The organism is Pseudomonas sp. SWRI50 (assembly GCF_014269095.1).
GTDB classification, from domain to species: Bacteria; Pseudomonadota; Gammaproteobacteria; order Pseudomonadales; family Pseudomonadaceae; genus Aquipseudomonas; species Aquipseudomonas kermanshahensis.
Window position 1 is genome coordinate 86,132 of record NZ_JABWRW010000020.1, and the last position, 12,501, is coordinate 98,632.

At 63.1% G+C, this 12,501-nt stretch carries 15 protein-coding genes; 5 read left to right on the forward strand and 10 right to left on the reverse strand.

The features are described 5' to 3' along the window. Positions 1-81: 81 nt before the first annotated feature. Together HU750_RS19970 and HU750_RS19975 are read left to right on the forward strand one after the other, a co-directional pair. Complete coding sequence (locus tag HU750_RS19970; protein WP_186681944.1) at positions 82-1,026, forward strand: alpha/beta hydrolase; 945 nt, start codon at positions 82-84, stop codon at positions 1,024-1,026. A gap of 34 nt (positions 1,027-1,060) precedes the next feature. Further along, entirely contained in the window at positions 1,061-1,531 is a 471-nt protein-coding gene (locus HU750_RS19975; RefSeq protein ID WP_099430159.1) for a MaoC family dehydratase, read from the forward strand. A 142-nt stretch (positions 1,532-1,673) separates the two neighbouring features. Here HU750_RS19975 and HU750_RS19980 read toward each other — a convergent pair whose 3' ends face one another. The 6 genes from HU750_RS19980 to HU750_RS20005 form a co-directional block, all read right to left on the reverse strand. Further along, on the reverse strand, positions 1,674-2,912 hold the full coding sequence (locus tag HU750_RS19980) for an RNA polymerase sigma factor (RefSeq protein WP_186681946.1): 1,239 nt from the start codon (positions 2,910-2,912) through the stop codon (positions 1,674-1,676). Beyond that, positions 2,912-3,397, reverse strand: a complete 486-nt coding sequence (locus HU750_RS19985) for an SRPBCC family protein (RefSeq protein WP_027593156.1) — start codon at positions 3,395-3,397, stop codon at positions 2,912-2,914. Before HU750_RS19985 ends, HU750_RS19980 begins: the two co-directional genes overlap by 1 nt. A gap of 21 nt (positions 3,398-3,418) precedes the next feature. Further along, positions 3,419-3,763: a YciI family protein gene (locus HU750_RS19990; RefSeq protein WP_027593157.1), complete on the reverse strand. Its 345-nt coding sequence runs from the start codon at positions 3,761-3,763 to the stop codon at positions 3,419-3,421. Between the two features lie 44 nt (positions 3,764-3,807). Beyond that, positions 3,808-4,233 carry a YybH family protein gene (locus HU750_RS19995; protein WP_027593158.1) on the reverse strand — a complete coding sequence of 142 codons (426 nt, stop codon included), beginning with the start codon at positions 4,231-4,233 and terminating at the stop codon, positions 3,808-3,810. A 423-nt stretch (positions 4,234-4,656) separates the two neighbouring features. After that, positions 4,657-5,301: a LysE family translocator gene (locus tag HU750_RS20000; RefSeq protein ID WP_186681948.1), complete on the reverse strand. Its 645-nt coding sequence runs from the start codon at positions 5,299-5,301 to the stop codon at positions 4,657-4,659. Between the two features lie 106 nt (positions 5,302-5,407). Beyond that, positions 5,408-6,373, reverse strand: a complete 966-nt coding sequence (locus tag HU750_RS20005) for a threonine dehydratase (RefSeq protein WP_186681950.1) — start codon at positions 6,371-6,373, stop codon at positions 5,408-5,410. A 91-nt stretch (positions 6,374-6,464) separates the two neighbouring features. Here HU750_RS20005 and HU750_RS20010 point away from each other — a divergent pair, with 91 nt between their 5' ends. Continuing rightward, complete coding sequence (locus HU750_RS20010) at positions 6,465-7,811, forward strand: aminotransferase-like domain-containing protein (RefSeq protein ID WP_479687724.1); 1,347 nt, start codon at positions 6,465-6,467, stop codon at positions 7,809-7,811. Positions 7,812-7,877: 66 nt separating this feature from the next. Here the strand turns inward: HU750_RS20010 and HU750_RS20015 are convergent, their stop codons facing one another. Beyond that, complete coding sequence (locus HU750_RS20015; protein ID WP_027593162.1) at positions 7,878-8,135, reverse strand: DUF2790 domain-containing protein; 258 nt, start codon at positions 8,133-8,135, stop codon at positions 7,878-7,880. Positions 8,136-8,475: 340 nt separating this feature from the next. Between HU750_RS20015 and HU750_RS20020 the strand changes: the two genes are divergently transcribed. After that, entirely contained in the window at positions 8,476-8,880 is a 405-nt protein-coding gene (locus HU750_RS20020; protein ID WP_338109087.1) for a GNAT family N-acetyltransferase, read from the forward strand. On the opposite strand, the gene def is transcribed toward HU750_RS20020, so the two are convergent. The 3 genes from def to HU750_RS20035 form a co-directional block, all read right to left on the reverse strand. Next, a complete protein-coding gene (gene def, locus HU750_RS20025) occupies positions 8,835-9,371 on the reverse strand; it encodes a peptide deformylase (RefSeq protein ID WP_027593164.1) in 537 nt (178 codons plus the stop codon). The two genes, HU750_RS20020 and def, sit on opposite strands and share 46 nt — an antisense overlap. Continuing rightward, on the reverse strand, positions 9,368-10,321 hold the full coding sequence (locus HU750_RS20030) for a YihY/virulence factor BrkB family protein (RefSeq protein ID WP_027593165.1): 954 nt from the start codon (positions 10,319-10,321) through the stop codon (positions 9,368-9,370). Before HU750_RS20030 ends, def begins: the two co-directional genes overlap by 4 nt. A gap of 245 nt (positions 10,322-10,566) precedes the next feature. Beyond that, complete coding sequence (locus HU750_RS20035) at positions 10,567-10,746, reverse strand: CsbD family protein (protein ID WP_027593166.1); 180 nt, start codon at positions 10,744-10,746, stop codon at positions 10,567-10,569. A gap of 229 nt (positions 10,747-10,975) precedes the next feature. On the opposite strand from HU750_RS20035, the gene HU750_RS20040 reads away from it, so the two are divergent. Next, entirely contained in the window at positions 10,976-12,448 is a 1,473-nt protein-coding gene (locus HU750_RS20040) for a right-handed parallel beta-helix repeat-containing protein (RefSeq protein ID WP_186681956.1), read from the forward strand. Positions 12,449-12,501: the final 53 nt, after the last annotated feature.

Sequence of the window (12,501 nt, forward strand, 5' to 3'; positions counted from 1 at the left end):
TGTGAATCTTATTTGTGCCCTTCCTGCAATCCAGCCGGTTGCGCATACACTGTGCTCGTACTCCCGCGCAAAGGACCGGCCATGCCCCACGACGCCTTCTGGCTGCCCGCCAGCGAGCATTGCAGCCTATACGTACACCAATGGCTGCCGGCCACGCCGGTCAAGGCCGTGGTGCTGCTGGCCCATGGCATGGCTGAGCACGCCGGGCGCTACCAGCGCCTGGGCCATGCGCTGAGCGAGGCCGGCTTCGCCCTGTTCGCCCCCGACCTGCGCGGCCACGGGCGCACCGCCGAGCTGGGCAGCCTCGGCCTGTTCGCCCGCCATCATGGCTGGAATGCCGTGGTCAATGACCTCGGCTTGCTCGCCCAGCACATCGGCCAGCAATACCCCTGCACGCCGCTCTTCCTGTTCGGCCACAGCATGGGCAGCTACATTGCCCAGGCGTACCTGCTGCACCACAGCGCCAGCCTGCACGGGGCGATCCTCAGCGGCTCGAACTTCCAGCCCGCGGCGCTGTACCGCGTGGCGCGGCTGATCGCCCGGGTCGAGGCCTGGCGCCAAGGGCCGCTGGGCAAGAGCGCGCTGATCGAGTGGCTGTCGTTCGGCTCGTTCAACAAAGCCTTCAAGCCCAACCGCACCGCCTTCGACTGGCTGAGCCGCGACCCTGGCGAAGTGGACCAGTACGTGAATGACCCCCTGTGTGGCTTTCGCTGCAGCAACCAGTTGTGGCTCGACCTGCTGCAAGGCTTGGCGCAGATCAGCCAGGCAAGTAACCTCGCGCAGATCGATCCGAACCTGCCCCTGCTGGTGATTGGCGGTGAATGTGATCCGGTCAGTACCGGCAAGCGTCTCACCCATCTGGCCGACGCGTTACGCGCGACCGGCAACCAGCATGTACAGCTGCGCATCTACCCAGAGGCACGGCACGAAGTGCTCAACGAAACCAACCGTGACGAGGTCACCGCCGATATTCTCGGCTGGCTCGAACAGGCGCTGGCCCTTGGCCGCCCTGCGCGCAGTGAATGATAGCCGCCCTCGCCCACCGCTTAAGGAAGCCCCGATGTCCCAGGTCACCAACACGCCTTACGAAGCCCTTGAAGTCGGCCAGACAGCCACCTATGAAAAGTCTGTGGAAGAACGTGACATCCAGCTGTTCGCCGCGATGTCCGGTGACCACAACCCGGTGCACCTGGATGCCGAGTTCGCGGCCAAGAGCATGTTCCGTGAGCGCATTGCCCATGGCATGTTCAGCGGCGCGCTGATCAGTGCGGCGGTGGCGTGCACGCTGCCTGGCCCTGGCACCATCTACTTGGGCCAGAAGATGAGCTTCCAGAAGCCGGTGAAGATTGGCGACACCCTGACCGTGCGCCTGGAAATCCTCGAGAAGCTGCCGAAGTTCAAGGTGCGGATCGCCACCAATGTGTACAACCAGAACGATGAGCTGGTGGTCGAGGGCGAGGCCGAGATCCTGGCGCCGCGCAAGCAGCAGACGGTCGAGCTGGTATCGCCACCGAATTTCGTGGCCAGCTGATTTCAGCGCGGTTTCCTCGCAAGGCCCGCCCCTTGATTGAGTGGGAGCGGGCTTGCCCCGCGAACACCGGCGAAGCCGGTGCCCTGCACCCCGTGCCCCCTTCGCGGGGCAAGCCCGCTCCCACAAGGGCAGTATTGCCCGCTCATTTCAGTGCCTGGAGCCGCCGCTCGATATGCCGCCGCTCCGGCGCCTGCCGGGTCAACGCCAACGCCTGCTGCCATGCCGCACGGGCCTCTTCGACATGGCCCAGTTGAGCATGCAACTCTGCCCTTGCCGCATGCGCCAGGTGATAGTCGTGCAGCTCACCCGCCGCCAGGATCGCTTCAACCGCCGCTAGCCCCACCTGCGGCCCATCCCGTTTCGCCAGCGCCACTGCCCGGTTGAGCGCCACCACCGCCGACGGCCAGTGCCGTTGCAACACGTCATACAGACCGACGATCTCGTCCCAGTCCGTGTCATCCGCCGTGGCCGCCTCGGCATGCACCGCGGCTATGGCCGCCTGCACGGTATAGGCGCCATAGCTGCGGCTTCGCAGGGCATGGCGCACCAGCTCACAGCCTTCTTTGATGCGCTCACGGTCCCACACGCTGCGGTCCTGCTGTTCAAGCACCACCAGGTTGCCCTGCGCGTCGATGCGCGCACGCTGCCGCGATGCCTGCAACAGCATCAGCGCCAGCAAGCCGATCACCTCCGGGTCTGGCAACAATTGCCCCAGCAGGCGGCCGAGCCGGATCGCTTCGTCTGTCAGGTCCTGCTGCAGCAAGGCGTCGCCGGACGAGGCCGAATAGCCTTCGTTGAACACCAGGTAAATCACCCGCAACACGCTCTCGAGGCGCTCGGGCAACTCATCGAGCGCCGGCACCTGGTAGGGGATGCCCGCGTCGCGGATCTTGGCCTTGGCGCGCACGATGCGTTGGGCGATGGTTGCCGGGCTTTGCAAAAACGCCCGGGCAATCTGCTCGGTGGTCAGGTCGCAGACCTCGCGCAGGGTCAGCGGCACCTGCGCGTCGGCGGCCAAGGCCGGGTGGCAGCAGGTAAAAATCAGCCGCAGGCGATCATCGCTGAGCAACGCTTCTTCGCTGGGGTCTTGCACCTGGCCTTCCAGCAGCATGATCAGGTCCGCCTGAGAGCGGTCGAAGCGGGCACGTCGGCGCAACGCATCAATGGCCTTGAAGCGGCCGGTCGACACAAGCCATGCCCGAGGGTTAGCGGGGATACCATCGCGCTGCCAGCGCTCAACAGCGATGAAGAACGCATCGTGCATGGCCTCCTCGGCCAGGTCGAAGTCGCCCAACAAGCGGATCAAGGTCGCCAGGATGCGCCGCGAATCGCGACGGTACACCGCCTCGACTTCGGCGCGCACCTGCGCCAGCCCTGCCATCAGTCCGGCATCCGCTGGGTCACCACCTCCACCAGGCGGTCCAGGCTTTCTCCCCAGCCTTGGTGAAAGCCCATTTCCTCATGGGCTCGGCTGTCGGCGGCGCTCCAATGCCAGGCGCGGGCGGTGTAACGGGTCTTGCCGTGCTCCTCGTCGAAGGTCACCACAGCGGTCATGAACGCTTTGTCAGAAGGTACCCAGCCCGGCCCGAAGGCGTCGGTAAACACCAGGCGCCTCGGCGCGGCAATCTCCAGGAACACGCCCTGGGTCGGGTACTCGGTGCCATCCGGGGCCCGCATCAGGGTGCGGAACAGGCCACCGACCCACAGTTGCATTTCGCATTCCGGGGTGGTCATGCCGTGCGGCCCCCACCATTGCATCAGCCACTGGGGCTCGGTCCAGGCGCGGAACACCTTGGCCGGGGGCGCGTCGATCAATCGGCTGATGGACAACTCGTGCTGCGCTTGCGCAGGGTGTGCAAGGCTCATGCTGGTGGTTCTCCGTGAGTGTCAGGGTTGCAGTTCGCGCACAGGTCGCACTTCAACGCTGCCGACCCTTGCGGCGGGGATGCCTTTGGCGATGTTCAGCGCCTCGTTCAGGTCTCGGGCATCCACCAGATAAAAGCCGGCCAGTTGCTCCTTGGTTTCGGCGAACGGGCCATCGGTGAGGCTCATGTGCCCACTGCGCACACGCACCGTGGTGGCGGTTTGCACCGGCTTGAGCGCCTCGGCCGCGAGCATGCGCCCAGCGCCCTGCAACGCCTCGGCATAGGCCATGCATTCGGCGTCTTCCGGGCTGTCGGGCAGGCTGTGCAGCAGCCCTTCGTCACAATAGACCAGGCACAGGTATTTCATGGTCGCCTCCAGGGCATTGGCAAAGTGCGTTTGGCGATATCAGATCAGGGCTTCAGATCGAACAGGGCTTTCTGCGTTTCCATGTCGAACGGTGCCGACCAGTGTTCATGGATGACTTGCCATTGCCCGCCTTGGCGACGATAGCCGACCGTGGCGCGCATGAAGCCGCATTGGCTCTCGTCGTCCGACGGGCCGCAGCGGTTCAACCAGTGCGCCAGGCCCAGGTCGCCGTCGGCGTATACGGTGAGCTCGGCCAGCTCGAAGATCATCGGGCCGGTGCACAGGCCCATGCACATTTCCCAGTGGGCCTGGTAAACAGCCTTGCCTTTGAATTGCAGGGTTTTGATGGCATCGAAGGCGACGATGTCGTCGGCATAGGGCGCAGTGATGCCGGGGATGTCACGGTCGCGCACGGCCTGCATCCAGCGGTCGATCAATTGGCGGAGTTCGTTTTCGGCTGCGGTGCTCATCGGGGAGCCTCCGATCGTTTGTCAGGTTTGGGCACAGGTGGGGCCTGTGCCTTCAACTGTTAGTCGAACGGTAGCGGGGGAAATCGACAGGCCGGTGAAAATAAATGGGCTTGAGGTTGGGTGAGGGCTACCAGGTGTTTGCTTCGGGATATTTAGCGCCTGGGAGATCGAGCGCCGCCGGCGCGGCGCTTCGCAGCACAAGGCTGCTCCCACATCTATTTCCGGCCAGTAAAGCCTGTGAGAGAGGCGCGCGACCGCCTTGTTTGTTCGACTCGATATCGTGTCAGGCGCCTAGGGACGGCGCGCTAATGCCTCAGGAATAATTGGCCCGAAACAGATGTGGGAGCAGCCTTGTGCTGCGAAGCGCCGCGCGGGCGGCGCTCGATCTCCCAGGCGCTGAAAGACCCAAGGCATGCACCCTGCCTACACCCCAGGGCTGGCGAGAATGAACTCGCGATACCCCGAAACAATCACGTAAACCGCGAAATAGCAGAAAATCGCCGCCGACAGCAGGTACGACCAGGTCAGCAATCGATCCCCCAGCAATCGCCCTCCGTGGCTGGCAATGCCGCACAGGCTCAGGCACCAGACCAACCCCGCCGCAAAAAAGCCGCTGAGGAACAACCCGGCCTCCAGCAAGCTGCCACCACCGGAACGGGAAATCAGCACCCCACCCACCGCCGCGAACCACAAAATCGCGGTGGGTGAGGACATGGCCAAAAAGATCCCGCGCAAGAACTCGCGCCAGCCCGAGTCCACCACCACGTCTGCCCGCGTGTCCATGTGCCCACCGCGCCACGCCGCCAGCAGCATCTTCACTGCGAACCACACCAGCAGCGCCGAACCGCCCAGCCACAAGGCCCAGCGCACGCTTTCAAACTGCAGCAGCACGGTCATCCCGGCCAGTGCGGCAACGGCATAGATCAAATCCCCCACACAGGTCCCCAGCCCCAGCCAGAAACCTTTGAGAAAACCACGCTGCATGGCCAAGGTGATCATGGCGATGTTGGCGATGCCGATGTCCAGACACAGGGACAGGCTGAGGAGAAAACCATTGGAGAAAGGCATTGAGCACTCGATGACCGGCCAATTAAGCGCCGTAGAGCCTGCCACGAGTGATCAGGGGATGGGAAGAAGAAGTGTTCGATCAGGCAAAGGCCGCCTGCTCGAATACTCAGGATTTTTCATCACCCGCCAGCACGCGCGCATAACGCGCGCGATCCACGTTCGCCCCGCTCAGCACCACGGCCACCCGCCGGCCCACTTGCCGCTCGCGCTCCTGCATCAACGCCGCCAGCGCCGCAGCGCCCGCACCTTCGGCGGTGTTATGCGTGGCCTCGTGGTACACCCGCATGGCTTCGGCGACTTCACTGTCACTCACCCGCACGATGCGCGCGGCATGCTCGCACACCAAGGCGAACGCCTCCGGGTGCGGTACCCGGCAGGCCATGCCATCGGCGAAGGTGTCGGCAGTGGCAGTGGTGACGATGCGCCCGCGCTCGAAGCTTTGCGCATAGGCATCGGCCGCGCTAGACACCACCCCCACGATCTCGGTCTTCAACCCCAGCAGGTTGCGTGCCTGGATCAGCCCGCAGATGCCCGACCCCATGCCGATAGGCACGTATACACAGTCCAGCTCAGACACGGCCTCGAACAGTTCCAAGGCATAGGTGGCTACCCCGCGTACCAGCTCCGGGTGAAACGATGGCACCATCATGTAGCCCAATTCGTCAGCCAGCCGGGCCGCCTCTTCACGGGCCACATCAAAATCGACACCGTGCTCTACCAGCTCGGCACCCAGGGCGCGCATGGCGGCGTTCTTCTCGGTGGAGTTGCCTTCGGGCACGACGATCACCAAGGGTATGCCCGCCTGGCGTGCGGCCAGTGCCATGCTTTGGCCATGGTTGCCGCGCGTGGCGGTGACCAGGCCACGGGGCGGCGCGCCATCCGCCAGCAGCGAACGCACGTAGACCAACCCGCCGCGCACTTTGAACGCCCCGGTGGGCGCTTGGTTTTCATGTTTCACCCACACTTGGCAGCCCAGCCGCTCGGCCAGCAAAGGCCAGGCGTGCTGGGGCGTTGCGGGCACATGCTGGTGAACGAAATCGGCGGCTTCGCGCAGGGCTTTCAAGTCAAACATGGCGATCATCCCTCATCGTTAGGTGGTTGATCCGATCCTAAGCGCCGGGCATTGTATGGGTACAACCTTATATTGCATGGGTAGCAATTTCGTGTGGATCCCAACGCTTGTGGATGATGACCAACCCCGCTACCTGGCCTTGGTCGATGCCATTGCCGACGCCATAGCGCGTGGCGAACTCAAGGTCGGCGACCGCCTGCCACCCCAGCGGCGCCTGGCCTGGAAGCTCGACCTCAACCCCAGCACCACCCAGCAGGCCTACCGTGAAGCTGCCGCGCGCCACCTGGTGGCAGGTGAAGTCGGCCGCGGCACCTACGTGCTGGCCGGCAGCAAGGAAGCGACGCTGTTTCGGCTCAAGCATCACGATGGGCAACAGCCGTTGATTGACCTGTCGACCAACGTCCCGGTGGCAGACCCGCACAATCAGGACCTGCAAAGCAGCCTGCGTAACCTGCTGGAACGGCACGAGAGTGGCCTGCTGGATCATTATCTGGGGCCAGAGCAGTTACTGCTGGGCCGCATTCATGGCGCGCAATGGCTGGCCAATCGCGGCTTGGCCCTGCCCCCGGACGCACTGCTGCTCAGTAGCGGTGCGCAACAGGCACTGACCCTGGTGCTGCAGTCGTTCTGCCAGGCCGGTGAGCCGGTCATGCTCGAAGCCTTGACCGCACCCGGCATCAAGGCGGCCTGCCGGCAGTTGCGCTTGCCCGTGCATGGTGTGGCGTTGGACAGCCAAGGCCTGCGCCCCGACGACCTTGACCGGGTCGCCCGCGCCAGCGGTGCCCGTGTGCTGGTGACCACACCCACCCTGCACAACCCTACCGGCACCTGCATGGATGACGCTCGCCGCGAAGCGCTCGCTGCGGTCGTCAAACGCCTGGGGCTGCTGGTGATCGAGGACGATGTCTATGGCGCACTCAGCGACAGGCCGCCGCTCTACCCCCTGTTGGGCGAGCAAGGGATTTTCATCAGTAGCTTGTCCAAGACCGTGGCTGCCGGGTTGCGCCTGGGGTGGATCGTGGCCAGCCCTCAGTTGCTGGCACAGGTCGACCCGCATGCCCAAGCCAGCCACTGGCCTGTATCGCCGTTGAACCTGCACATCGCCTGCCAGTGGATCGAAGACGGTACGGCTGCGCGGCGGCTGGCCTGGCAGCGGGCGGAAATTACCGAGCGTTGGCGCCTTGCGCGAAGGCTGCTGGGCGATGGCCTGCACAACACAGCGCAGCCTTCACCTCACGCATGGTTGGCCACACCGCAGGGTGCGGAGGGGGTGGTAAGACGGTGTCGCGAGCAGGGTGTGGAAATCGTCCCGGCCAGTGTCTTCGCCATGGGTGCGACCGAGGTGCAGGCGGTGCGTATCAGCCTGTCGGCGGCGGCTAGCCGGGCCGAGCTGAAACGCGGGCTGGAGGTGGTGCGCCAGGTAATGTCCAGCCCATGACACCGAGGCCGGCCTGGCCACCTCTTCGCGACGGCTCGGCGCGAAGAGGTGGCTGGCGTTGCAGTATCAACCCTGCTGGCAACCCTCGCCCATGGCGCGGTACTGAATAGTGTGCACCTGGCCTTGGTGGTCTTCGTAGGTCATGGTCGCAGGCACTACTTCGCAGACATTGGGGATGGTCGACAGGTTGATGACCCGCTTGATATCCAGGTTCATGGAGTAGTCGTATTGCTGGGCCACGGGCTCGTTGGAGACAGGTTTGACCTCATCGGCGAGGGCGAACGAGGACATACCGACCAATGCAAGAATCAGTAATGGTTTCATGTGAGTTTGCCTATAACACAATCAAGCTGATCGATTGACTTCTAATGCCGTCACTGGCGCGGAGAAGTTGTCATCGACTGCAAAGATGACACGAAGTACCGATCCCGCTTCGTCGTACTGCTGGTGGGATGAGTAAAAGTCTACTCCCGGTTTGCAATAGTTGAACCCCGAAGTCGGATATTCACCCTTGCCGGTTTTGCAACAATCTGCGACATAATGGGTTAGGAACAGTGGGATAGAGCCTCTGGCATCTACCTGCCCATCTTGGCCGTTTAAACAAGGGATACACGCCATTTCTGATTATCTGCATTGCTCCAAGCTGCCAGACACGGAACGTCGCCTGCTCGATCACTTCTACCGCCAGCACGGCTCGCCAATGCGCGCAGCAAGTGATGCTGCGCTGTGGGTGGCGCGGGCCAGCGGCATCATTGCAGGCCTGAGCCTGACCGCTGTCGGCGATGGCTTCTGGCTGACCGGGCTGTTCGTCGCCCCGTCACAGCGTGGCCAGGGTATCGCTGGGCGGCTGATCGACAGTGCGTTGGCGCAAGCGGCTGGGCCGACCTGGCTGTTTTGCCACCCCGACCTTGTGCCCTTCTACCAGCGCCTGGGCTTCGATGATGCGCAAACGCTACCCGAGCCCCTGGTCGCGCGCCTGCAGCGCTACCAACGCAGCAAGCGCCTGGTGGCCCTGGTGCGCGGTCAATCGTCGCTGGCGTCCAGCCCGGGGAACAGCACCTCGGTGTAACCGAATTTGGCGAAATCCTGGATGCGCGAGGGGTACAGCCGGCCGATCAGGTGGTCGCATTCGTGCTGCACCACACGTGCATGGAAGCCATCGGCAAAGCGGTTGATCGGGTTGCCCTGAGGGTCGAGGCCTTCGTAGCGAATGTGCTGGTAACGCGGTACCACGCCGCGCAGGCCGGGCACCGACAGGCAGCCCTCCCAACCGTCTTCGACCTCGCTCGACATCGGCGTGATCAGCGGGTTGAGCAGAATGGTCTGCGGCACCGGTTCGGCATCCGGGTAACGCTCGCTGCGTTCGAAGCCGAAGATGACCAGTTGTAGGTCGATGCCGATCTGCGGCGCAGCCAAACCCACACCCCCGACATGGCGCATGGTTTCGAACATGTCGTCGATCAGTTGCTGCAGTTCGGCGCTGCCGATCATCTGCGGGGGCACCGGCGGGGCGATGCGCAGCAAGCGTTCGTCGCCCATCTTGAGAATGTCACGGATCATCGGGGATTCGGCTCGGTGGTTTGCGGCTCGACGGGGTGTTCATGGCCGAGCACAGTGATGGTTTCCTTGGGCTTATCGCCGTCGAAATCCTTTTCGCCAGGGTTCTTGCCCTCGGCCGACATGTGTTCGATCACGGCGTTCATTTCCGCGCCAAGCAACAGCACGGCAGCAGAAATGTAGAAATACAGCAACAGGACGATGATTGCACCGATGCTGCCATACATGGCGTTGTAATCGGCAAAGGTTTTCACGTAGTAGGCAAAGCCCAGGGAGGCGACGATCCACACCACCACGGCCAGCACCGAGCCTGGGGTGATGAAGCGAAACTTCTGCTTAACATCGGGCATCACGTAATAGATCAGCGCCACCGCCACCATCATCAGGATGATGATTGCCGGCCAGCGCAGGATGGTCCACACCGTGACGATGACTTCCTGCATGCCAACCTGGGCGGCAATCCACTCCATCACCTGCGGCCCCAGCACCATCAACGCGGCGGCGGCCAGCAGCATGACGGCGATGCCCACGGTGTAGAAGATGGACAGCGGAATGCGCTTCCATACTGGGCGGCCTTCGGGTACGTCGTAGGCGGCGTTCATGGCGCTCATCATCAGCCGCACACCTGCCGAGGCTGTCCACAGGGCAATCACGATACCCACCGACAACAGCCCACCCTTGGACTGTTGCAACTGGTCGATCACTGGGTTCACCTGTTCCAGAGCCTGGGGCGGCAGCACCAATTCTGATTGCAGGCGCAACCAGGAGAAGAAATCTGGCAAATGCAGAAAGCCGATCAAGGCAATCAGAAACAACAGGAAGGGGAACAGCGAAAACAGCATCTGGTAGGCCAGCGCGGACGCATAGGTGGACATCTCGTCGTCAAGAAACTCTTTGACGGTGCGCACCAGCACGCGGTGCAAGGGCAAACCTTGCAGGGCGGAAAAAATCATAGCGTCTCCTTTCGCCGCTCGATCGATACAACAGACAAGTCTAATAGACCACGCCGTTGCTGTGCTGCTCCCGAGGGTTTAAAAGAAAATGCCTACGTTAAACACAATCCTTGTAGGAGCAGCCTTGCGCTGCGAAGAGGCCGGTAGCAACTTACATAATATTCATTGCTATCACTGGCCTCTTCGCAGCACAAGGCTGCTCCTACAGGGCGACGCCTATACCCTGGCGAACAGGGCAGGATGCATCAAGGCTTTTTCACAGCGTCCTTCACATTGCCTTTGATCTGCTGGGCTTCACCCTTCAGTTCCTGCGCCTTGCCTTCGGCCTTGAGCTTTTCATTGTCGGTCACTTTGCCGACGCCTTGTTTCACGTTACCGATTGCTTCGTTGGCCAAGCCTTTCGCTTTGTCTTTAGTACCGCTCATGGCAAAACTCCTGCAAATGGAGACACGTGAACCGTGTCGACAGTCTGTGGACCTGAGGCCCTTCGCAAGAGTTTCAACCAATTTGCCACGATCAAGCCGAGCGGCAAATCTGCGGGCGAATACCGCACCAATTCCCGCCAACCACCTGCGCAGGGCCGATTGCCTGCCCTAGAATCCCCGCATACGACCGCCTGCAATAAAAACAACGACTTATCGGAAAACCCGCCCCATGCGTTTGATGCCTGTGCTCGTGGCCATGCTGCCACTGCTCCCCCTGCCTGCCCTCGCCGCCTCGCCGGCCGTCACCGAAGCCCTGCGCGTCGAGCGCTATGCCGATGACGGCCAACCCGGCAGCCTGCGCTGGGCGATCGAGACCAGCAACCAGAACCCCGGCCACTACCGCATCGAGATTGCCGCGGTGGGCCAGGCGCCCTATGTGATTAAACCCACGCGCGCGCTGCCTGAAATCAAAGGCCCGGTTAGCATTACCGGCCTGGCTTGGGCCCGCGACGGCCAGTACATCGCCATCGACGGCTCGGGCTATATCAAAGACCAGGGCGTGCACACCTGCCCCGGCGCCCTGCCCGGCCAGTTCGGCACCAACGTACGCACCACAACCCACCCGGGCCTGGTGCTGCGCGACACCCAAGGCGTGCACCTGAGCGGCCTGGAAGTGCGCAACTTCTGCATCGGCATTCTGGTCAACCGCGCCAGCGGCAACGTCATCGAAGACAACCGCGTCATCGCCAACAAAGGCGGCGCCGGCATCATGCTCACCGGTGACGACGGCGCCGGTAACCCCACCGCCACCAGCACGGTCAACAACAAGGTGCTGCGCAACCAGCTGATCGACAACGGCGACGGCCTGGAGCTGACGCGTGGTGCGGCCTTCAACCTGGTGGCGGACAACCTGTTCCGCTCCACACCGGCCAACCCCGAGCCGTCCCAGGGCATCGAGATTCTGCTGGGCAATGACAACACGGTGGTGCGCAACCGTTTCGAGAACTACTCGGACGGCCTGCAGATCAACTGGGGCAACCGCAACTACCTGGGCGCCAACACCTTCACCGGTAACTCGATCGGCGTCAGCGTCACCGGCGAGGGCAACATCCTCGATGGCAACCTGATCCACGGCAACCGCATCGGCGTGGCCTTGCGCCCAGAGCCGAGCGTCACCGCCACACGCCTGAGCGCCAACCGCATTTGGAATAACAGCCAGGACATCCGCCGCTGCGAGGCCGGTGGCTCCTGCGTGCCCAACCAGCGCACCGGCGCCATCGTCTTCGGCGTGCCGGCACAGGCGCATGCGTTGTATGTAGGGTCGCGCGGGGTGGGCGCGGAGCTGGCGAAGAAGGACCAAGCGATCATCTGCGATGCCAAGGGCGAACCCAAGCCTTGCCAACCGTTGCCTAACCACAACCAGCAGCCACCTCGGCTGATTGCGCTTGAGGGAAATGTGATTCGCGGCGAAGTGCAGGGGCCGGCGTCGAGCCTGTTGCGCATCGAGTTGTTCGGCAATGCGCAGGCTGCGGGCAGCGAAGCGGAGCAGTATCTTGGGGAAGTGCTGGTGAACAGCGATGCCCAGGGGCAGGCGCGGTTTGCCCATCCGCTGGAGAATATCGGCGGGTTGCGCAGCTTTACCGCGACGGTGACCACGGCCGATGGGGCGACCTCCGAGTTGAGCCGGCCGGTTAGTCGCTGAGGCAAATGGCCTCTTCGCGGGGCAAGTCGGATCGCCGCACCGCCGCTCCCACA

Excerpts from the sequence above, each read along its gene's own strand:
- HU750_RS19970 (WP_186681944.1), top strand. The coding sequence starts at position 82 with ATGCCCCACGACGCCTTCTGGCTGCCCGCCAGCGAGCATTGCAGCCTA.
- HU750_RS19975 (WP_099430159.1), top strand. The coding sequence starts at position 1,061 with ATGTCCCAGGTCACCAACACGCCTTACGAAGCCCTTGAAGTCGGCCAG.
- HU750_RS19980 (WP_186681946.1), bottom strand. The coding sequence starts at position 2,912 with ATGGCAGGGCTGGCGCAGGTGCGCGCCGAAGTCGAGGCGGTGTACCGT.
- HU750_RS19985 (WP_027593156.1), bottom strand. The coding sequence starts at position 3,397 with ATGAGCCTTGCACACCCTGCGCAAGCGCAGCACGAGTTGTCCATCAGC.
- HU750_RS19990 (WP_027593157.1), bottom strand. The coding sequence starts at position 3,763 with ATGAAATACCTGTGCCTGGTCTATTGTGACGAAGGGCTGCTGCACAGC.
- HU750_RS19995 (WP_027593158.1), bottom strand. The coding sequence starts at position 4,233 with ATGAGCACCGCAGCCGAAAACGAACTCCGCCAATTGATCGACCGCTGG.
- HU750_RS20000 (WP_186681948.1), bottom strand. The coding sequence starts at position 5,301 with ATGCCTTTCTCCAATGGTTTTCTCCTCAGCCTGTCCCTGTGTCTGGAC.
- HU750_RS20005 (WP_186681950.1), bottom strand. The coding sequence starts at position 6,373 with ATGTTTGACTTGAAAGCCCTGCGCGAAGCCGCCGATTTCGTTCACCAG.
- HU750_RS20015 (WP_027593162.1), bottom strand. The coding sequence starts at position 8,135 with ATGAAACCATTACTGATTCTTGCATTGGTCGGTATGTCCTCGTTCGCC.
- def (WP_027593164.1), bottom strand. The coding sequence starts at position 9,371 with ATGATCCGTGACATTCTCAAGATGGGCGACGAACGCTTGCTGCGCATC.
- HU750_RS20030 (WP_027593165.1), bottom strand. The coding sequence starts at position 10,321 with ATGATTTTTTCCGCCCTGCAAGGTTTGCCCTTGCACCGCGTGCTGGTG.
- HU750_RS20035 (WP_027593166.1), bottom strand. The coding sequence starts at position 10,746 with ATGAGCGGTACTAAAGACAAAGCGAAAGGCTTGGCCAACGAAGCAATC.
- HU750_RS20040 (WP_186681956.1), top strand. The coding sequence starts at position 10,976 with ATGCGTTTGATGCCTGTGCTCGTGGCCATGCTGCCACTGCTCCCCCTG.